We start from the raw sequence: 20065 nt of genomic DNA, 5'->3' as shown, positions 1-20065 counted from the left end.
TTGCTATTCATACCAATGATGAGGAACTGTTGATTTTTCACGGAGAGTGGCGACTCCTGCGGGATGAGCTAGCGCTGAAAGCCCCGCAGGAACGTAGTGCCGAGAAGAATCAATTATGCCTCGGCATAATTCCGTGACATCCGCCGGAGGCTGTAACTTCTTCCAGCAGGTTGTCCAAACACCTGTTGAAAGAAGTTACAACCAAGCCCGCGGAAAGCGCCAACTCGGAGTGAAAATCAACTTTTGATTAATGCTACACTTTAATTTATATTCATTATTTTATAGATAAACTAAAACGCGTTCTCAAGTTAGAGAAACGCGTTTTTATTATTGACGTAATGGGGATAAAAATTCAGCCGGAAGTTTGTCTTTATCTAGTACATAGCCCTCTGATATGTGAACTTCATGCATTTTATCATTGTAAGTGAATTTAAAAATACCATTATCAAAGTCAGTACCAATCTCTTTGAAAAATATACCTTCAATTGATACATATTTAGGACATGTAAATGCTACTTTAAAATCCTCATGTTCTTGGATTAAATAAGCCCGTACACCTTTTTCATATGTATCGTTCGCATCATCGTCAGTTGGACGTTGGACAGACACGATATGAAAATCAACAAAAGGAACCTCTTTTAATAAGACGTTTAGGAAGGAACCCTTTGTAATCTCTTCCCAGCGACTTTGTGCGCTTTGGCCTACGATGATTTGCGAAATTCCGTAATCTTTTGCCACTTCTGCAATAACTTTTTGGATTGGGCGCTTTTCATTATCTTGTAATATAAATTTTTCAATTTCAAGCTCGTCAGATAACTTTTTCCATTGCTCGATGTAGTTAGACTTCTCTGCATCAAAGGCATCAAGGGGTTGCGAATCGACCGAAAGAATATACAATGGACAATCTAACATTGTAGCCATTTTATGGCCACGTCGTATTAATCGCTCTCCGTTAAGCCCATAGTAGACACAAACTAATATACTTTCGTCTAAACGCCCTTTTACATGCTTCATAAAAAGTAACACCTCTTATCTTGTCTTTTTTTTGTCATTTTTACTGTAGATTTCGAAAAAAACACCCTAAAACAGCTAAAATCGATTCTGATACAGTGCATTATGCTTATTTATATTGTATACTAAAAAACGTATAAAAGTTAATGATAATATATTGGGAAAACCTTGAGGAGACTGGGTTATTTCTATACTTTATAGTTATTTGATTTATGCATTTCGTGCATCTAAACCAATTGCTTCTATATGCCACACTATTATGCAGTTAGTTAAAAAGATAGTCAAGTGAGTTGGTATGCCATAGTGACAGGAATAGTTGTACATTTTATGTCTTCAAAAGTCATGCCATTTTCTAAAGGCTTTAAGAAAATGCACTATTGGCTATTCAGTCTACCCAAGATATGAAGCTCATAGCCTGAAAAGTTTCACTGGTTTTATGCAGCATTAACCACCATAAGATTCTCCCTGCATAAAATATGTGCTGAATGTTGAATAACTAGATATGTCCTTATTATTTTTGTCTATTACTTCAACACATACCACTTACTTTCCAATTCAAGTAGTACACAAATCAAATTTCAGAGAATTTCGTTAGCTTTATTCATCCAATATCTCCCGCCTTTTGGGTTGCAAGAAACTAAAGGCTTTAGTATTTTTCAGTGAGTTTTTAAACGTTAGAGTCTCCAGCAATTGTTATAGATTTTTGTGCGTGAATCAAAGTATAAAACAGTAGTAACTTCAGTAGATTTGGGAATACTTTATTATCTGTTATTTTCTCATATACACAGTTTTTCGCACCATATCAAACAGTTGCTGAACAAATTGTTAGTAGGAGGTTTTCACTTGGTTACAGTTCTCTTTGCGATTCTTTTACCAATTGTCTGTGCTGCACTTATTCCGCTACTTTATAGGCAGCTAAGGCGTGTTGCACATCTTGGCTGGTTTGTTTTATCCGTTCCATTCATCTTGTTTCTTTTACTCGCGCGCTACATTCCTCAAATTGCCGGGGGTAAAACGTTTATTCATACATATGAGTGGATTCCCTCTTTTAATATAAATTTCACAACTTATCTCGATGGACTCAGTATGATTTTTGGCTTGCTGATTACGGGTGTAGGTAGTTTAGTCATTTTATATTCTATTTTTTATTTATCAACGAAAGAATCTCTTCACCATTTTTACTGCTATTTATTACTATTCATGGGCGCAATGCTTGGCGTCGTCTTTTCAGATAATTTAATGGTATTATACACATTTTGGGAGTTAACAAGTGTGTCATCTTTCCTGTTAATTGCATTTTGGCATCATCGAAAAGCATCTCGTGCTGGTGCAAGAAAAGCTATGACAATTACCGTTTTTGGTGGCCTTTCAATGCTTGCGGGTTTTTTGATGCTTTATGTGGCATCGGGTACATTTAGTATTCGCGAAATCGTAGCCAATGTAGACGTTATACGAGATCATACATTGTTTATCCCAGCGTTAATTCTTATTCTAATCGGTGCATTTACAAAATCTGCACAGTTTCCTTTCCATATTTGGTTACCAGATGCGATGGAGGCACCAACGCCTGTCAGTGCTTACTTACACTCGGCAACGATGGTAAAGGCTGGAATATATTTAGTTGCACGTTTTTCTCCAGTATTTGGAGGAGAGGCTGTCTGGTTCTGGCTAGTAAGCGTGATTGGCCTAGTAACGTTGTTCTGGGGCTCATTTAATGCTGTACGTCAGACCGATTTAAAGGCGTTATTAGCTTATTCCACGATTAGTCAACTTGGTTTAATTATGAGTTTATTTGGACTAGGGTCAGTTGGTCATTATTTCGGTTATGCTGCAGATACTGTTCTTTATACACAGGCAAGCTTTGCAGCGTTGTTTCATCTTATTAATCACTCCACGTTTAAAGGTGCACTATTCATGATGGTTGGTATTGTCGATCATGAGGCGGGCACACGCGATATTCGTCGTCTTGGGGGATTAATGGCCTTAATGCCAGTAACATTCACAATTGCAGTCATTGGTGGATTTTCTATGGCCGGTTTACCTCCATTTAATGGCTTCTTAAGTAAAGAAATGTTTTTTGCCGCGGCACTAGCTATTCGCAATGTAGAGGCATTTTCAATTGCTGATTTGGGACTGCTCATTCCAATAGTGGCGTGGGTGGCAAGTGTCTTTACATTTGTTTACTGTTTGATTTTGATCAGTCGAACGTTTTTTGGAAAACTACAGCTAGATAAGTTGGATAAAAAACCGCATGAAGCTCCGATAGGTATGCTGCTTTCGCCAATCATTCTGTGCGTCTTTGTAGTTGGGATTTTCTTCTTCCCAAACGTGCTAGGGCACTATATTTTAGAGCCTGCTATGGCAAGTATTTATCCAACATTCCCTTCAACTAGTGAAATAACACCACATATTCATGCTTGGCATGGCATTAATGCAGAATTGTTAATGACTCTTGGAGTAATTATTATTGGGATTATCTTATTTAAAACGTTAAAAAGCTGGAAGCCTTTGTATCGGATATTCCCTCAAAGATATACGTTCAATATGTATTACAATCGCATGATTGAGTTTAGTGAAAATAGTTCTGCGAAGCTTACTAATCGTTATATGACAGGTAATTTAACGCATTATTTTGTCTATATTTATGTGTTTTTTGTTGCGCTTATTGCAGGATATTTTATTTGGTCGGATGCTATTGCATTTAATTTTGCGAAGGATTCAACAATTGAGTCCTATGAGCTCATTTTAGTGTTTGTAATGATGTTCGCCGCAGTATGGATCATTTTCGCTAAAGGACGCGTAACTGCTATGTTATTGAATGGCGTACTCGGCTATTCAATTGCATTTTTCTTTGTTATTTTCCGTGCTCCTGATTTAGCGTTAACTCAATTAGTCGTTGAATCTGTGACAACTGCATTATTCCTTCTATGCTTTAAATATTTACCTGATTTAATGCCTGAAGCCTCTCGTAAAAAAATGCAATGGTCTAAGGTGATTATATCCATTTTCGTTGGCGCCACAGTTACATTAATAGGATTAGCGGTTGTCCATTTCGATCGCTTTGAGCCAGTGGCTACTTACTTCAATGATTCCTACGAACTGGCGGGTGGTTCAAATATCGTCAACACCATATTAGGCGATTTCCGTGCATTTGATACGATGCTAGAAGTGGTCGTTCTTCTAATTGCTGGCTTAGGAGTGTATACATTAACGAAGCTAAAGCCACGAAAGGAGGAAACGGATCATGAAAATAAATGACGTTATTTTACGTACTATCACAAAGACGGTCGTCTTCATTATTTTAACCCTTGGTATTTATCTATTCTTTGCGGGGCATCATGCTCCAGGTGGAGGTTTTATAGGTGGTCTCGTGCTGGCCTCGGGCATTGTTCTACTATATTTAGCGTATGACATTGAAACAGTGCATAAAGGGATGCCATTTGATTTTAAAAAAGTGGCAGCGTTTGGCGTATTACTTGCGACAGGCACAGCAATCGGCTCATTATTTTTTGATGTTCCATTTTTAACGCAGACACATAGTTATATAAATGTACCGATATTCGGGAAAATGGGCTTTTCGACTGTAACCATTTTCGAGGCTGGCGTGGCTTTAACGGTAGTAGGTGTTGTGGTAACAATTATTCTAAGTATAAGTGAGGATGAGTAGCCAATGGAGTCTTTAATACTAGTGTTAGTTGGTGTATTAGTAGCTGTTGCGACGTACTTAATCCTCTCGAAACAGTTATTACGTGTGATTTTAGGAACTGCGGTCTTATCGCATGCGGCACATTTACTGATTTTAACGATGGGTGGACTGAAAAAAGGGGACGTACCACTCTTAGAAGAATCAGAAGGTCCTTATACAGATGCTCTGCCGCAAGCATTAATTTTAACTGCAATCGTGATTAGCTTTGCGGTAACGGCGTTCGTGCTTGTTCTCGGTTATAGAGCCTATAAAACGAACGGTTCGGCGAATTTTGACGAAATGAGAGGTACGCCGGATGAGTAATATGATTGTTTTACCATTAATTGTGCCGGTTATTACGGCGATTTTACTTGTGTTTTTACGTGAAAATATTTTTTTACAGCGCATTATTAGTTTATTGACATTAAGCTTTGTTGTCCTTATTAGTGTCATTTTATTGAAAGAGATTCAAAAACAAGGTGTGATGCGAATTGATTTTAGTGGCTGGGCACCACCATTCGGCATTTCATTTGTTGCTGATTCATTCGCAATGCTTCTTGTATTAGTGGCGAATATTGTCGCAGCCATCTGTTTGTTATATGCCATGTTTACAATCGGTAAGAGCTTTGAAAAGATGTATTTCTACCCGTTTGTCCTGCTTATGGTAGCGGGAGTTAACGGCTCGTTCCTAACAGGAGATATTTTCAACTTGTTTGTGTGCTTTGAGGTTATGTTACTTGCTTCTTATGCCCTCATTAGTTTAGGTGGCGAAAAAGTTCAGCTACGTGAGGCGCTAAAATATGTCCTGATCAATATTGTTGCATCTTGGATTTTCCTAGTAGCTTTAGCTTTTTTATATGGAACCGTTGGAACGTTGAATATGGCACATATTTCTGTTCGTGTTATGGAGGCAGGAGCTAACCCACTGATTACGACAGTGGCTCTTATTTTCTTAATTGTTTTTAGCTTGAAGGCTGGTCTGTTATTATTTTTCTGGCTTCCAGGCTCATACAGTGTACCTCCAACCGCTATAGCTGCACTTTTTGCAGCATTATTAACGAAGGTGGGAATATATGCGCTCGTCCGTACCTTTACATTACTTTTCCCAACTAATACTGAAGTGACTCATATGGTGTTAGGAATTATGGCGGGAGTTACGATTATTGCTGGATGTATGGGAGCACTAGCAGGGCGAGATGTAAGAACAATTGCCTCTTATAATGTCCTTATTGGTGTCGGATTTATAGTAGCTGGTCTAGCCATCGGTACGGAGTCTGCTTTACAGGGCGTAACATACTATTTGATGCATGATATGGTGGCTAAGGCCATGCTGTTTTTAGCAGTTGGAATGATGATGTATGTTACTGGCGAAACGGTTATTGATAAAATGAGTGGGCTTATTCGAAATTACCCTCTTTTTGGCTGGTTATTCTTTATTGTCATGTGTTCGCTTGCTGGGATACCACCATTAAGTGGCTTTTTAGGGAAGGTTTTAATTGGACAAGGAGCTATTGAGGGCGAAAATTTTGTTCTACTAGGGCTAGGATTTTTATCTAGTTTAATTGTTTTGTATTCACTATTACGAATATTTCTCTCCTCATTCTTTGGGGAAACCATTATTAGTCTTGAGGATGAAAAGCCGTTACCAAAACGTATGGTCTTGCCATTAACATTGTTGGCAGCTTGTACAATTGGTTTAGGGATTGGAGCTGAATGGATGGCTCCGTATGTAACAGATGCAGCTAAAACACTCTACACGCCATCAATCTATATTGATGCAGTGTTGGATGGCACAACATGGCAAGGTGAGGTGAATAAATAATGGCGATGCAATTTATTTTAAATTTATTTATCGCAACACTTTGGCTTTTGTTACAGGATGAAGTTGTACCGCAGTTTTCGACATTTTTAATGGGGTTTATCGTCGGAATAGGGATTTTATATGCTATGCATCGATTTTACGGCACGCAATTTTATTTACGACGTGTGTTTTCAATCATTAAATTATTATGGCTTTTTAATTGGGAGTTACTATTATCGAGTTACAGCGTAATAAGACAAATTACTACGCCGAAGCTCAATATTACGCCCGGTATATTTACGTATAAAACAGCGCTTAAAGGAGACTGGGAAATAACAGCACTTGCGTTGTTACTCACTCTTACTCCAGGTTCAGTAGTGATGGAAGTTTCTGAGGAGGGAGATATGTTTTATATTCATGCAATGGATATTGAACAATCGAAAGAAGCTGTCATTCGTTCAATAGGGAAATTTGAACAAGCGATCATGGAGGTGACACGTTAATGACTGAAAAAATTTTACTATTGGCCCTTGCGTTATTTAGTGTATCGATTGCGTTGTCGCTGTTTCGTGTAATTCGAGGTCCTTCGTTGCCTGACCGTGCCATAGCACTTGATACAATAGGTGTTAATTTACTGTCAGCAATCGCTATCGTCTCAATTATATTGAGAACAAAGGCGTATTTAGAAGCCATTTTAATATTAGGTATTTTAGCTTTTATCGGCACGATTGCGTTTACGAAATATATTGAAAGAGGTGTGATTGTTGAACGTAAATCAAATGATTGAATGGGCGGCAGTTATACTTATATTGATTGGCTCTGTTGTTAGTGTTATTAGTGCATTCGGGATGATTCGTTTACCTGACGTATACACGCGTTCACATGCTGCAACGAAAAGTTCGACATTGTCGGTCTTAACATGTCTATTAGGCGCATTTATTTACTTTTGGGTTCATGATGGATATGTGAGTGTACGTTTAATATTAGGGATTGGATTCGTTTTTGTAACAGCTCCTGTAGCAGGGCATTTAATATGTCGTGCAGCATATCGCTCTCGTGTACCTTTAGCAGAAGGATCAGGGGAGGATGAATTGAAGGAAAAGCTATTTGCAGATGAAGAATAAGTGGCTAGCTGACCTCCATTTTTTGGAGGTCTTTTGTTGAATAAAAAGGCTTAAACATGTACATCACTAAAAGTTGGGTATTGCATTCTTTAATACGTATACAATGTTTAAGTTGATCTTCGCTGAATGCCCCCAGGAAGCTTTGCTCTGTGCGAAAGCGAAGCGACAGCAATTGTTTTATCTGTGCGAAAGCGAAGCGACAGCAACAACAACGACAACAAAGCGCCCAGCCAGAACGGAAGTCAACCATACGTTATGGTGAGCTTATTTTTTATAGGGAAATTCAAATAGATTGATTTATCAGAAAATTTTGTGTATAATGTTTTGTCGGAAAATTTTTAGTTTAGCTTGATTATTACTTCAAAAGGGTATATCTTAATAGCAGATAGATTTTTTATTCTCTAAAGTGAATAAATATCCATTCTAATATTTTCAAGAACTTAGATTTTAATAGACAAAAAACATAAATAAAAGGAGATCATTGAATATGAAGAATAAATTTTTCATGCTAATGCTCATTCTAGTAATTGGTGCACTAGCAGCATGTGGCGCAAAAGATGATAAAGCAAGCGATAAAAATTCAAATGCTGGCGAAGGCAATGGACAAAAACAAGTATTGAAAGTAGGTACTTCATCTGATTATGCACCGTTCGAGTATGTTGACGCTGCAAAAGGTGAAGACATTATTGGTTTTGATATTGATTTAATTAAATTAGTTGGTGACAAGATTGGTGCAGAAATGCAAGTTCAAGATATTGACTTCAATAGTTTAGTGCCAGCTCTACAAGCAGGTAAAGTGGATATTGTTATTTCTGGTATGTCCCCTAATGAAGAACGTGAAAAAGTTGTAGATTTCTCTGATAAATATAATCAAACAGAGCAAGTATTTATCGTTAAAAAGGATAGTGGAATTAAAAAAGAGGCTGATTTAGCTGGGAAAAAAATTGGTGTTCAAAACGCTTCTATCCAAGAAACTTTAGGTAATAAAATTGCAAAAGAAGTAGATGCTACGGTTGAAGGACGTACTCGAATTCCTGAAATTATTCAAGACATGATGTCAAAACGTTTAGATGCTGGGATTGTAGAAAGTGGTGTAGCAAAAGGTTATCTTGATACGAACGATAAACTAGATGCGTTCCCAGTTAAAGAGCAACCTGAAGATTTTAAAGCAATTGCTGTTCAAAAAGGTAGCGATCTTAAAGATAAAATTAACAAAGCATTAAAAGAATTAGCTGATGAAGGTAAAATTAAAGAGCTAGAAGATAAATGGTTAAAAGTTAAATAAGTAAGGTAAACTGCGATAGCTCTATTTCGAGCTATCGCTTACGTTTCCTTTAAAAGAGAACAAGAAAGGAGGGGTGCGCTGTGAATTTAGATTTTACAGCTATCATTCCCTCTATTCCTTATATATTAAAAGGGATAGGTGTCACGCTTCAAATTGCAATCGGTGCATCAATCATCGGTTTTATAGTTGGTATTTTACTAGCGTTATGCAAAATTGGTAAAGTGAATGTTTTGCGTTGGTTTGCAGATTTTTATACATCGATTTTCCGTGGTACACCGCTCGTACTTCAATTAATGATTATTTACTACGCAGTGCCACAGTTATTAGATATTCAAATTGACCCAGTTCCAACTGCTATTATTGCATTCGGGTTAAACTCGGGTGCTTATATTTCTGAAATCATTCGCGCCGGTATTAATGCGGTAGATAAAGGACAAATGGAAGCGGCACAAGCGCTAGGTATTCCATATGCAAAAATGATGAAAGATATTATCATCCCACAAGCCGTAAAAAATATTTTACCATCTTTAGTAAATGAGTTTATTACATTAAATAAAGAAACAGCTGTTGTTACAGTTATTAGTGCACTTGATATTATGCGCCGTGCCTACATTGTAGGTGGTTCAACATATCGCTATCTTGAACCTTTACTATTTGCGGGTGTGATCTACTACATTATGACGCTTGTATTAACGTTCCTTGGTAAACGAATCGAGAAAGGAATGAGAAAAAGTGATTAAAATTGAAGATTTACACAAATCATATGGACAAAACGAAGTACTAAAAGGTATTTCAACAGAAATAAAAGAAAAAGAAGTAATTGCTATTATTGGACCATCAGGATCTGGTAAATCAACATTCCTGCGCTGCTTAAATTTATTAGAAGAGCCAACGAGCGGAAAGATTACAATTGCTGGCGACGTTCTAACGGATAAAGGGACAAACATTATGAAGATCCGTGAAGAAGTCGGTATGGTATTTCAGCATTTTCATCTTTTCCCTCATAAAACGGTACTTGAAAATTTAACATACGCACCGATTAATGTGAAAGGAATGGATAAGGCAACTGCGATCAAAAAGGCTGAAGATTTATTAACGAAGGTAGGCTTATTTGAAAAGCGCAATGAATATCCAAATCGTCTATCAGGAGGGCAGAAGCAACGTGTTGCCATTGCTCGAGCACTTGCGATGGATCCAAAAGTAATTTTATTTGACGAGCCTACTTCAGCTCTTGACCCTGAAATGGTAAAAGAGGTTTTAGCTGTTATGAAAAATCTTGCTGATACCGGGATGACGATGTTAATCGTAACGCATGAGATGGGCTTTGCTCGTGAGGTAGCTGACCGTATACTATTCCTTGATGGCGGGAAGTTAATTGAGGATGCATCACCAGAACAGTTTTTCGCAGCACCATCTACACAGCGTGCGAAAGATTTCTTAGAGAAAGTATTATAAATAAGAAAAACGCATTTAGACTTTCTTAAAGGAGTGTCTACATGCGTTTTTTTGTCCGCCTTAAATGTAACGTTTTGAGTTATTCTTTTTGTGCAATCTAATGATTTTATGTGTATGTGCTTACAATTACTTTGTTTTATGCTTATAATAGGAGGGTCAGATTTTTAGCTTCATTAAGTATTGATCTGATGAAAAAGTAGCCTAGGGTGAGCGATTGCGATTGAAAAAATTATTATATGTAGCTTTTTTTGTTGTTTTTATAGTCATTTTTTTGTACGTAAACAATCACTGGCTGGTTGTAAGCAAGTATGAATTCGAGTCAGAAAAAGTGCCTGCCAGCTTTGATGGGCTACGCATTACACAAATATCAGATTTACAGGATGCTCTCTTTGGTGAGCATCAAGAGAGACTCATAGCAAAGGTGAAGACAACGAATCCTGATCTGATTTTTATTACAGGAGATTTAGTTGATAGTAATCGCTATGATTTGGAGCGAAGCTTACAGGCTGTTAGAGGATTAGTTAAAATAGCGGATGTCTATTATGTACTAGGAAACCATGAAGTAGCGACGAATAAAGTGGATGTAATTTATGAGAAGCTATCATCGTTAGGTGTACATGTGTTGTCCAATGAATCGACCTTCATTGAGCGCGACGGGGAGCGCTTGGCGATTGTTGGCATAGACGATCCGTTGATGGGTAGAACAACGAAAAAAATGCTAGAGATAGCAACTAGAAATGTTCAACCAAATGTACTAACGATTTTACTAGCGCATCGACCAGAAGTGTTTAATACGTATGTGGAGTTTGGAATTGATTTAGTATTTTCAGGACATGCACATGGTGGACAAGTTCGGATTCCTGGAATTGTTGGTCTTTATGCAAGAGGACAGGGAATATTTCCAAAATATACGGCAGGTCTTTATAAAGAAGGATTCACAACTATGGCTGTTAGTAGAGGATTAGGTAATAGTACAGTACCTATACGGATTTTTAATCCACCAGAGATTCTTGTCATGGAATTAAAGAAAAAATAAGCACTGCGTCTTTGCTACGCAGTGCTTTCAATTTGTTTACGCTCTATACGTTTAACGAGATAGATGCTTATTTCATATAAAATAACCATTGGGATTAAGACAAGTAACTGACTAATAAAATCAGGTGGTGTAATCAAAGCAGAACCAACGCCCATACCGATATAAGACCAGCCTCGTATTTTTTTCATGGATTCAGCCGTTAATACACCAATGGACGATAAAAAGAGGGCTACGATTGGTAATTCAAAGAGTAGTCCAAGTGGTACGGTTGTCATCACTAAAAAATGCATGTATTCATTTGCGGATACCATAACATCAAAATTAGTTGCTCCTATACTCACTAAAAACGAGTAACTGAGTGGATTCACGATAAAGTAACCGAAAGCTATACCTAATAAAAAGAGTACAAGCATGACAGGTGCATAAAGACCGAGGAAACGGCTTTCTTCTTCTTTTAAACCTGGCTTAACAAAGCTCCACAGAAAATGAACTAAAAACGGCATAGATAGCCCGAATGCTAGTGTTGTGGAAATCGTCATATAAAATTTGACAACTTCTAAAGGACCTAAAATAATTAGTGAATGTCCTCGAGTTACATAAGGAAACCAAATATTAATGGTAGAGAATACAATAATAAAAAATAGAATAAATACGATTAGTCCTTTAATAATTTGTTTTCGCAGTTCCGTAAGATGTTCAAGCAATGATGCTATTGGAAAAAGTGGTCCATCGACTTTTGTATCCTCTGCAGTTGTCACTACTGGAACTTCAACAAAAGCCTCCACAGGTGTGAGAGGCTCAGCTTCTTTCTTATCAAGTGGACTTAAATATTTTCTTTTTCCTTCTTCATATGGATCCATAGGACAACCTCCTACGAAGCGTCAGATTTTTTTTCTTCTTTTTTCGTTGAAACATCCTCATCATCGATAAGCCCTTTCGTGGACTTTTTAAACTCCGCAAATGTTTTACCGACTGCACCGCCGATTTCTGGCAGTTTTTTAGGACCAAACACGATTAAAACAATTACCAAAATAATGACTAACCCAGGTACTCCAATTGCTCCAAGACCTCCCATAGTCTTGCCTCCTTATAATAAAATGTTTAGTATATCACTCGGCATAATTGTAGCTGACGCTTTGCTTTCGCTACAGAAAACATTTGTAGCTGACGCTTTGCTTTCGCTACAGAAAACATTTGTAGCTGACGCTTTGTTTTCGCTACAGATAAACAATGTGTCTGGACTCGGCCTTGTGCAAGCATAAAGAACTCCTTTTCGATTCCGTGATATCCGCCGGGGGCTTTGGGCCAACGTGATGTTGGTCACTCAGTCGTGTGTTGCTGTCGCTTCGCTTTCGCACAGATAAATTGCCACAGGACGTGGCGTTCTTAGACTGAGTTCCTCTATTTTAGTGGGTGTCCAAACACCCGCTGAAAGAAGTTATACTAGGGAACCACCCGATTTACTATATTTCACAACACCCTCTGCGCAGCGATAAGCTAGTGCCCCTAACGTACCAGTTGGATTATAACCACTATTGTGTGCAAAGTTTCCGGCACTTACAGCAAAAAGATTTTCTACATTCCAATGCTGCATGTAGTTATTCACAACGCCATCCTCTGGCTTTAAGCTCATAACTGTTCCGCCTGTATTATGGGTTGTTTGATACGGTACAATATTGTAATCAGTGATCTCAGCATTCGGGACAACAGTTTTGGCACCCATTTCTTTCATAATGTCAGCTGCACGTGCTGAAATAAATTTATGAAGTGCGCGATCCTGATCCGTAAAGTTGTACGTTAACTGTAGTAGAGGTAAGCCGTAAACATCCTTATACGTAGAATCAAGAGACAAATAATTTTCTTTATGTGGCATCGAAGCACCTTGTGCACCAATCCCGAATGAGCGTGTATAGTAATGAATAGATTGTTTTTTAAATTCTGATCCCCATGTTGGCGTATCAGGCGGTGTTGGGTTCGAGCCGATAGGGCGTGCACCTGTTTGTGTTAGAGCAATATTTCCGCCGTGAATAAAATCTAAATCACTATGATCGAAATTATCGCCATTATAGTCATCTATACTCATACCGAGTGAACCTGCACCCATAAATGTGTTATATTGCTCATCAAAGAATCCAGCTGCTCCAGGTAATATTTGATAGCAATAGTTTCTTCCAAGGGTCCCTTTTCCAGTAGCAGGATCATATCGTTCTCCAATGTTCGAGACCATCAATAGCTTGGCATTATTAAAGACATAACTAGTGAGTACAACAGCGTTTGCTGGTTGAATAAATTCTTCCCCAGATATCGTATCGATGTATCGGACACCAGTTACTTTATTGCCTTTCTTTAAGATTTCAACAACATTGGAGTTATAGCGTAAGTCAAAATTACCTGTTTTTAATGCAGTAGGAACAACAGTAATCTCTGCAGATGATTTGGCGCCATACTCACAGCCAAAGCGCTCACAGAAGCCGCAATATTGACAAGCATTAATCGTTTCACCGTCAGGATTCTTATAAACTTCTGATACGTTTGCAGAAGGTACCATGTAAGGTGATAATTTTAATTTTTTTGCAGCTGTTTCAAATTGAGTAAGCATCGGTGTCATTTTCATTGGCCCTGTCGGATAAGGATTTGAACGTTTTCCGCTAAATGGATTTTTATCATCTCCGGAAATGCCTGCCGTTTTTTCGAATTTGTCGAAATAGGGCTCAAGTTCATCGTAGGTTAATCCCCAGTCCTGTAATAAATAATCAGGTCCAAGCTTTTTCGGACCATAATGTTTGTCTGTTAATGTTTTAATTTGAAAATCATAAGGTAAGAAGCGATACGTCATACCGTTCCAGTGTGTACCAGAGCCCCCTAGCCCTTCACCGAGTAAAAAAGAACCGAGCTGACGCATAGGCAATGCCTTCATATTGCGATTATTTCGGAAGCTTATCGTTTCCTTTGAAAGATTTTGCATTAAATCATAACGAATTGCATAACGATACTCGTCGTGGATCGTCAAATAATCTTCTGTGCCACGCTTTTGTCCACGTTCTAAACCAACGACCTTTAAGCCAGCCTTCGAGCACTCTGCAGCGACAATACCGCCAGTCCAACCTACCCCGACTGTTACGACGTCTACACCTGGTAATGTTGTTGCCATTTTCTAACCCCCTATATTAGTGACTACCTAATGAATTAGGCTCAATTTTTTGGAATTTCGGATCTTCGATTTGAGTGCTATATGCCATTTGATGACCAGGGAAGCCTTTCATACGCCAGCCATCCATATTACGATTTCCACCATATATAGGGTCAGAGTAAGCACCTTCTAATGTTGCTGCACGTAATAAAGTAAAGAAGAAAGCAGATGTGACACCACTCATTTGTACGTCACCTTTCTGGAAGGCAGTTAAAATTTCATCCATTTGCTTAGCATCTATATCATTAAAGCTCTTTTTAAAGCGATTCTGTGCCTCCGACTCTAACTTTTGAACACCTTGCTTAAAAATTTCCGCACGGGTTAAACGACTCTGGTAGCCTTGTGTTGGGGCACCCTCACCAAATGGGCCCTGCATGTATTCTTTAGAGTTACTACCGTATTGTCCTGCTAGCTGTTGATCGATAAAGTAAGGTACATCTAAGCCCTTTGCTCCTGGACCTAAATCATCCTCAGGGAAAATGCGTTCAGTAGCATTTGCTAAAATATTAAAATCTCGTTGATTCATAAAAAACATTTTAGCTTTTGGCGAGCCAGTCTCTGCAGTAGTAGTTCCATGCTGACCATGCTCTAGCGTGGCAGTCCCTTTACCAGGCATGTTATAGCCTACAAGACCTCCTATTAATCCACCGCCGACTAATGTACCCGCTGCAATCCCTGTTGTTTTTAAAAAATCACGACGTGAAATATCCTTATCCGGACTCATCGAAATCCTCCCCTCAAAATGTATAGAACTATTCTATTTTTTATAATCAGCAAAAAAAGTAAATTATAATCAGGTATCTATGGAAAAATTTTAAATTTCATCCAACTAATCAATTGATTTGGTGTAATTGAGATAAATTGTGGGGGAGTTGTGGATAAAGTGTTGATAATTTGTGGGTAAATGGAAGTTGCTGAGGAATTGATTACGTCTGAACAATCATCGATGGGGAAGAATAGTAGCAATAGAACATGCAGCAAGGGATGATGTGCATGAATGAACAAAGGAGCTACCCTAGCAATGGGGTAGCTCCTATTTGGTAATTTATTATCGAAAAGGTCAGTTAAGTACTTCTTGCATAGCTTCCAGTAGTTGCTCGGCAGAGATAATACGCTCGCCACCGCCTTGTACCATCTGATCACTGCCGCCGCCTTTTCCATTCACGAGTGGCAATGCTTTTGCAGCAATGTCCTTCATACTTTTCTCAACTTTTGCACCACGTGCTGCGACAAACTGAAGCTTATCTTCATTTTCTGAAACAAGTAATACGATAGCGTCTGCCTGCTCAGCGACAACAGTTCGAGCTAATTTTTGAAGTTCTTGCACAGTACGCTGAGTAAAGGCAGCAGTAATAATACGTTTTTTACTAGAAACTAGCGCTTTTGCTTCATAATTTAAAAGCTCCTCTTTTGCTGCCACAAGTGCTTTTTCTGTGCTTTTTTGTGTTGTTAAGATTTTTGTAAGTGCCGTAGCTGCTTCAGCTTCAGGTACACTTAATTGTCTTGCAACGTCGGCTAGTACTTTCTTTCGCATGGCAAGCTCCGCTAAAACTCGATGGCCACAAACAAAGGAGACGCGAATATTGCCCTTCATTTTTTCTGTGCCAAGGATTTTTACTGCACTTACTTGTCCTGTTGATGTCGGATGGGTTCCGCCACAACCGTTGTAATCAAAATCAGGAATAATAACAAGTCGAATATCTCCCGTGACGGCTACCTCTTTACGAAGGCTATAGTTTTTAAGTTCTTTTTCTGTAATCCATTTCGTTTCAATTGGACGATTCTCTAGAATAATTTCATTTGCACGGGCTTCCGCGGCTACAAGCTGTTCTTCAGTTAGGGCATCCACGGCAATATCAATTGTGACTTGCTCACTACCTAAATGGAAGCTAACTGTTGGTGCATCAAAAAGTTCGACAAAGGCTGCTGTTAAAATATGTTGACCTGCATGCTGCTGCATATGATCAAATCGTCGTTGCCAATTCAATTTACCATGCACTTCTCCAGCTAAACTTGAAGAGTCACCTTGAATATAATGACGAATTTCATCATTAATTTTCTCAACATCAATGACCTCGATATCATTTAAAGTACCTGTATCATGAGGTTGTCCGCCTCCTGTCGGATAAAATGCAGTATTTGATAGCACCACGTAGTTACGGCCATCTTTATCAGTCCCACTGTTGATAACTGTTGCTTTAAATTCACGTAGCATAACATCTTGATAATATAGTAGCTCTTTCAAGAAAAAGGCCTCCTTTATGTAGAGTATTCTTAAGAGAAGCAGGTCTCTCAACTAGTTCCATTTTATTTTGGCATATTTACTTTCAAGTGTATACGAGTTTTCTAGTTGACCCATGCTGAATTTGATTTAATATATAAAAGAACAGGTTAACTTAAAGGAGATCATACAATGGAAATTACACAATTCTCAATGGAAGAAATTTTAGACCCAACAAATATTATTGAAGGTAAGCGCTACGAATTTATTTTAGATGTAGATATTGATGAAGAAGATGAGCTTTATCACGAAGCAGGAATTGAAATTCGTGTACTAATTGCTGAAAAAGATGAAGAGCAGTTTATTTTAAATTATTTCATTATGGAAAAAGCAGAAGGTGAGTATTTAGATTTTGCATTAGAGGATGAAGAGCTAGAGGAAATTTTAGCATTCTGCAAAGAGGAAATTGCAAAAGCATAGTATGCCCACGTAAAAGTCTTTTCAACAAAAATTAATATTTTTCTATTTGATAAAATTCCGCTTTTCATTCCGTGGGCAGGCACGAGTTACATTGGTGTACTCTTGTTTGTCTCCTGAGAGTCTTAAGCGGAATTTTAACTTTATAGCCAATATGACTGCCTTATTTTTAAATTAAGGATTATTTAAGATTGGTGAAATTTTCGTGTTGTGTTCAAGGGTTAAACTAAGTTTAAGATATAAAAAACGGGGATTTTTAAACGAAGAGGTGTTCTATGTCAGTTTATACACATTCAATAATGGTAGCTTTTTTAATAACAATTTTCGCATCCTTTGCGCTATTTGTACCTTGGCTAATTTATACGTATCGGAAATATGGCTACTTATCTGTATCCAAAACCATTATTATGTTTTCATTTATTTTTTACTTTTTATCGGCATTATGCTTAGTTTTACTGCCTTTCCCGGAAACACGTGATACTTGCTCTCTACAAGCCCCAGATACAGTCCATTATAATTTACATCCTTTTCAATTTGTCACTGATATTTTAAAGGATAGTGGGATTGTTCTTACGAATCCATCAACATGGATTTATATCCCAAAGCAGCCTGCTTTTTATCAGGCATTCTATAATTTCTTACTGCTCATGCCTTTTGGTGTATACTTACGTTATTTTCTTAAAAAAAGACAGTACTGGAAGCGTGCATTTTTATTTAGCTTTTTGCTAACATTGTTTTATGAGGTAACTCAGTTTACAGGGATTTATGGCATTTTTAATTGTGCGTATCGAATTTTTGATGTGGATGATTTAATTCTTAACAGTGTTGGTGCACTATTAGGGTTCTTTTTAGCTCCTGTTGTGTGGGCGCTGTTTCCTTCACATGAAGAGGTAGCGGCTAAAGCAGCAGAAATGGTCGAAAAAGATATCGTCAAGCCATTATCTATTTTGTTAGCACTAGCAATGGATTTGATTATCGCACAGTTCATTTTATTCTTCGTTGATGTCATAACAGGCTATAGTGGTATGTTCGAGTTTTTAGTGAAAATTGCTTTGTATATGTTGCTATTTGGTGTTGTTCCAAGCTTTACAAATGGTGCAACATTAGGGATGAAATTTATGCGTTTTACAATGGTCAGTGAAAACGGCAAAAGTATTGTAAGTCAATCTTGGCGCCGTTGCGTTGCTATTCTCGTGGTAGTATGTACTTCAAAAATGATAACAACTTTAGGCCATATTCAATTAGATATGGATTCACCATTTTATGTACTACAAATTGTCATTACATTAGTAGCCTTTATTGCGAATTTTGTTCTAACGATGGTAATTGCTATTCATGTAATACGTGTCATCATAAGTGGAGGCAGACGCCGTTTATTTATGGACTATTATGCAGGCTTACTAGCAACGAGAAAAAAATAAGGGGGATTGTTGGATGAAATACGTAATCGTCGGAGGAGATGCTGCCGGAATGTCAGCAGCAATGGAAATATATCGAAATGTACCAGGAGCAGAGATTACATCTGTAGAACGTGGATTTATTTATTCATATGGGCAGTGTGGCTTGCCCTATGTTGTAGATGGGCGTATTTCATCGACAAAGCGTCTTATAGCAAGAGATGTAGAAACGTTTCGTGATAAGTATCGTATTGATGCTCGTGTTGGTCATGAGGTTAAAGGAATTGATGTAGACAAAAAGCTTGTTTTTGGAACGCGGTCGTCTGGTGAAGCTTTTGAAATTCCTTATGATAAGTTACTTATTGCAACAGGCGCAGATCCTATTATGCCGGTGGAGAAGGGCTCAGAGTTAACGGGTATACACACGGTGAAAACAATCCCTCAGCTAGAGGATCTACTAGCTGATTTAACGCAAGATATAGAAAATGTAACGATTATTGGTGCAGGCTATATTGGGCTAGAGATGGCCGAGACGATACATGCTTGCGGCAAAAAAGTAAGATTGATACAACGAGGTAGCTATGTTGCAAGAATTCTAGACGAAGAGCTAGCACAACATGTTCATGAGGAAGCAAAAAAGAACGACATCGAGCTTGTGCTAAATACAAAAGTAGAGGCGTTTGAGGGCAATCACCGTGTTGAGCGTGTTATTACGGATAATGGCGCATTTGATACAGATTTAGTCATTATGGCTGTGGGGATTAAACCGAATACACAATTTTTAGAGGGAACAGGCATAGCGCTAGCTAAAAATGGTGCAGTCATCGTCAATCGACATCTAGAGACATCTGTTGAAAACATTTACGCTGCGGGAGATTGTGCAACACATTTTAATATTGTAAAAGAGCGCTTAGATTATGTACCTCTTGGCACGACAGCTAATAAGCAAGGTCGTTTAGCGGGACTCAATATGTCAGGAAAATCCGCGCCGTTTAGTGGTATTGTAGGTACTTCAATCTTAAAGTTTTTCAATTTAACGATCGCCACGACAGGTATTAATGAGCGCAATGCTAAAGAGCTAGGCTTTGAATATGAGGCATTTAAATTATCTGCCCGCCATATTGCAGGTTATTATCCAGGTGCTCAACGGATGTTTATTAAAATTGTTGTTCGTAAACGAGATCAAAAACTTTTAGGAGCACAAATTGTTGGACCTGCAGGTGTTGATAAACGGATCGATGTGTTTGCAACAGCGTTATACAATAAAATGACATTACCAGATTTACTAGATTTAGATTTAGCCTACGCGCCTCCATTCAATGGTGTATGGGATCCTCTACAGCAGATTGCTAGAAAAAATGCACGTTTATAACATAGGGGGTA

Annotated in this window: 21 protein-coding genes; 14 read left to right on the top strand and 7 right to left on the bottom strand. The window is 38.1% G+C overall.

The window, feature by feature from the left end; genetic code table 11:
• Positions 1-327: 327 nt before the first annotated feature.
• On the bottom strand, positions 328-1014 hold the full coding sequence (locus tag ACFVT8_RS21555) for a histidine kinase (RefSeq protein WP_387085358.1): 687 nt from the start codon (positions 1012-1014) through the stop codon (positions 328-330).
• Positions 1015-1854: 840 nt separating this feature from the next.
• Between ACFVT8_RS21555 and ACFVT8_RS21550 the strand changes: the two genes are divergently transcribed.
• The 11 genes from ACFVT8_RS21550 (at position 1855) to ACFVT8_RS21500 (ending at position 11397) form a co-directional block, all read left to right on the top strand.
• Entirely contained in the window at positions 1855-4269 is a 2415-nt protein-coding gene (locus tag ACFVT8_RS21550) for a Na+/H+ antiporter subunit A (protein WP_387085361.1), read from the top strand.
• Entirely contained in the window at positions 4256-4678 is a 423-nt protein-coding gene (locus ACFVT8_RS21545) for a Na(+)/H(+) antiporter subunit B (protein WP_387085364.1), read from the top strand. The genes ACFVT8_RS21550 and ACFVT8_RS21545 overlap by 14 nt, the downstream gene beginning before the upstream one ends.
• Before the next feature lie 3 nt (positions 4679-4681).
• Positions 4682-5020: a Na(+)/H(+) antiporter subunit C gene (locus ACFVT8_RS21540; RefSeq protein WP_387085367.1), complete on the top strand. Its 339-nt coding sequence runs from the start codon at positions 4682-4684 to the stop codon at positions 5018-5020.
• Complete coding sequence (locus ACFVT8_RS21535) at positions 5013-6518, top strand: Na+/H+ antiporter subunit D (protein WP_387085370.1); 1506 nt, start codon at positions 5013-5015, stop codon at positions 6516-6518. Before ACFVT8_RS21540 ends, ACFVT8_RS21535 begins: the two co-directional genes overlap by 8 nt.
• Positions 6518-7000: a Na+/H+ antiporter subunit E gene (locus ACFVT8_RS21530; protein ID WP_387085373.1), complete on the top strand. Its 483-nt coding sequence runs from the start codon at positions 6518-6520 to the stop codon at positions 6998-7000. Before ACFVT8_RS21535 ends, ACFVT8_RS21530 begins: the two co-directional genes overlap by 1 nt.
• A complete protein-coding gene (locus ACFVT8_RS21525; protein WP_387085376.1) occupies positions 7000-7284 on the top strand; it encodes a Na(+)/H(+) antiporter subunit F1 in 285 nt (94 codons plus the stop codon). Before ACFVT8_RS21530 ends, ACFVT8_RS21525 begins: the two co-directional genes overlap by 1 nt.
• Positions 7262-7621, top strand: coding sequence for a Na+/H+ antiporter subunit G (locus ACFVT8_RS21520; RefSeq protein ID WP_387085379.1), 360 nt, complete (start codon positions 7262-7264; stop codon positions 7619-7621). The genes ACFVT8_RS21525 and ACFVT8_RS21520 overlap by 23 nt, the downstream gene beginning before the upstream one ends.
• A gap of 487 nt (positions 7622-8108) precedes the next feature.
• The gene (locus tag ACFVT8_RS21515; RefSeq protein ID WP_387085382.1) at positions 8109-8906 is read left to right on the top strand and encodes a transporter substrate-binding domain-containing protein; all 798 of its coding nucleotides are present in this window, start codon (positions 8109-8111) and stop codon (positions 8904-8906) included.
• A gap of 80 nt (positions 8907-8986) precedes the next feature.
• The gene (locus ACFVT8_RS21510) at positions 8987-9646 is read left to right on the top strand and encodes an amino acid ABC transporter permease (RefSeq protein WP_053485396.1); all 660 of its coding nucleotides are present in this window, start codon (positions 8987-8989) and stop codon (positions 9644-9646) included.
• Positions 9639-10361, top strand: coding sequence for an amino acid ABC transporter ATP-binding protein (locus ACFVT8_RS21505; RefSeq protein WP_387085387.1), 723 nt, complete (start codon positions 9639-9641; stop codon positions 10359-10361). The genes ACFVT8_RS21510 and ACFVT8_RS21505 overlap by 8 nt, the downstream gene beginning before the upstream one ends.
• Before the next feature lie 220 nt (positions 10362-10581).
• Complete coding sequence (locus ACFVT8_RS21500) at positions 10582-11397, top strand: metallophosphoesterase (protein WP_387085390.1); 816 nt, start codon at positions 10582-10584, stop codon at positions 11395-11397.
• Between the two features lie 14 nt (positions 11398-11411).
• Here the strand turns inward: ACFVT8_RS21500 and tatC are convergent, their stop codons facing one another.
• The 6 genes from tatC to ACFVT8_RS21470 all read right to left on the bottom strand — a co-directional run bounded on the left by tatC (position 11412) and on the right by ACFVT8_RS21470 (position 16832).
• Positions 11412-12257, bottom strand: coding sequence for a twin-arginine translocase subunit TatC (gene tatC / locus ACFVT8_RS21495; protein WP_387085393.1), 846 nt, complete (start codon positions 12255-12257; stop codon positions 11412-11414).
• 11 nt (positions 12258-12268) lie between these two features.
• Positions 12269-12472 carry a twin-arginine translocase TatA/TatE family subunit gene (gene tatA, locus ACFVT8_RS21490; protein ID WP_387085396.1) on the bottom strand — a complete coding sequence of 68 codons (204 nt, stop codon included), beginning with the start codon at positions 12470-12472 and terminating at the stop codon, positions 12269-12271.
• 26 nt (positions 12473-12498) lie between these two features.
• Positions 12499-12657 (bottom strand): hypothetical protein, encoded by a 159-nt coding sequence (locus ACFVT8_RS21485; protein ID WP_387085399.1) that lies wholly within the window; start codon positions 12655-12657, stop codon positions 12499-12501.
• 178 nt (positions 12658-12835) lie between these two features.
• Positions 12836-14548, bottom strand: coding sequence for a GMC family oxidoreductase (locus tag ACFVT8_RS21480; protein ID WP_387085402.1), 1713 nt, complete (start codon positions 14546-14548; stop codon positions 12836-12838).
• 16 nt (positions 14549-14564) lie between these two features.
• Complete coding sequence (locus tag ACFVT8_RS21475) at positions 14565-15311, bottom strand: gluconate 2-dehydrogenase subunit 3 family protein (protein WP_387085405.1); 747 nt, start codon at positions 15309-15311, stop codon at positions 14565-14567.
• Between the two features lie 336 nt (positions 15312-15647).
• Positions 15648-16832 carry an alanyl-tRNA editing protein gene (locus ACFVT8_RS21470; protein ID WP_387085408.1) on the bottom strand — a complete coding sequence of 395 codons (1185 nt, stop codon included), beginning with the start codon at positions 16830-16832 and terminating at the stop codon, positions 15648-15650.
• Positions 16833-17000: 168 nt separating this feature from the next.
• Between ACFVT8_RS21470 and ACFVT8_RS21465 the strand changes: the two genes are divergently transcribed.
• From ACFVT8_RS21465 to ACFVT8_RS21455, 3 genes are all read left to right on the top strand, one after another.
• Positions 17001-17288 carry a DUF6509 family protein gene (locus ACFVT8_RS21465; RefSeq protein ID WP_387085411.1) on the top strand — a complete coding sequence of 96 codons (288 nt, stop codon included), beginning with the start codon at positions 17001-17003 and terminating at the stop codon, positions 17286-17288.
• Between the two features lie 272 nt (positions 17289-17560).
• Positions 17561-18706, top strand: a complete 1146-nt coding sequence (locus ACFVT8_RS21460; protein ID WP_387085414.1) for a VanZ family protein — start codon at positions 17561-17563, stop codon at positions 18704-18706.
• 13 nt (positions 18707-18719) lie between these two features.
• Entirely contained in the window at positions 18720-20054 is a 1335-nt protein-coding gene (locus ACFVT8_RS21455; protein ID WP_387085417.1) for an FAD-dependent oxidoreductase, read from the top strand.
• Positions 20055-20065: the final 11 nt, after the last annotated feature.

Source organism: Lysinibacillus sp. NPDC058147 (genome assembly GCF_042884205.1).
Taxonomy (GTDB): domain Bacteria; phylum Bacillota; class Bacilli; order Bacillales_A; family Planococcaceae; genus Lysinibacillus.
Note: the sequence above shows the minus strand (reverse complement) of the source record. Positions and strands in the feature narration are given on the sequence as shown.

What these genes read in the sequence shown, in the direction of transcription:
- ACFVT8_RS21515 (WP_387085382.1), top strand. Translation starts at nt 8,109, where the DNA reads ATGAAGAATAAATTTTTCATGCTAATGCTCATTCTAGTAATTGGTGCA.
- ACFVT8_RS21525 (WP_387085376.1), top strand. Translation starts at nt 7,000, where the DNA reads ATGACTGAAAAAATTTTACTATTGGCCCTTGCGTTATTTAGTGTATCG.
- ACFVT8_RS21555 (WP_387085358.1), bottom strand. Translation starts at nt 1,014, where the DNA reads ATGAAGCATGTAAAAGGGCGTTTAGACGAAAGTATATTAGTTTGTGTC.
- ACFVT8_RS21460 (WP_387085414.1), top strand. Translation starts at nt 17,561, where the DNA reads ATGTCAGTTTATACACATTCAATAATGGTAGCTTTTTTAATAACAATT.
- ACFVT8_RS21480 (WP_387085402.1), bottom strand. Translation starts at nt 14,548, where the DNA reads ATGGCAACAACATTACCAGGTGTAGACGTCGTAACAGTCGGGGTAGGT.
- ACFVT8_RS21535 (WP_387085370.1), top strand. Translation starts at nt 5,013, where the DNA reads ATGAGTAATATGATTGTTTTACCATTAATTGTGCCGGTTATTACGGCG.
- ACFVT8_RS21465 (WP_387085411.1), top strand. Translation starts at nt 17,001, where the DNA reads ATGGAAATTACACAATTCTCAATGGAAGAAATTTTAGACCCAACAAAT.
- ACFVT8_RS21545 (WP_387085364.1), top strand. Translation starts at nt 4,256, where the DNA reads ATGAAAATAAATGACGTTATTTTACGTACTATCACAAAGACGGTCGTC.
- ACFVT8_RS21485 (WP_387085399.1), bottom strand. Translation starts at nt 12,657, where the DNA reads ATGCTTGCACAAGGCCGAGTCCAGACACATTGTTTATCTGTAGCGAAA.
- tatC (WP_387085393.1), bottom strand. Translation starts at nt 12,257, where the DNA reads ATGGATCCATATGAAGAAGGAAAAAGAAAATATTTAAGTCCACTTGAT.
- ACFVT8_RS21455 (WP_387085417.1), top strand. Translation starts at nt 18,720, where the DNA reads ATGAAATACGTAATCGTCGGAGGAGATGCTGCCGGAATGTCAGCAGCA.
- ACFVT8_RS21475 (WP_387085405.1), bottom strand. Translation starts at nt 15,311, where the DNA reads ATGAGTCCGGATAAGGATATTTCACGTCGTGATTTTTTAAAAACAACA.
- tatA (WP_387085396.1), bottom strand. Translation starts at nt 12,472, where the DNA reads ATGGGAGGTCTTGGAGCAATTGGAGTACCTGGGTTAGTCATTATTTTG.
- ACFVT8_RS21540 (WP_387085367.1), top strand. Translation starts at nt 4,682, where the DNA reads ATGGAGTCTTTAATACTAGTGTTAGTTGGTGTATTAGTAGCTGTTGCG.
- ACFVT8_RS21530 (WP_387085373.1), top strand. Translation starts at nt 6,518, where the DNA reads ATGGCGATGCAATTTATTTTAAATTTATTTATCGCAACACTTTGGCTT.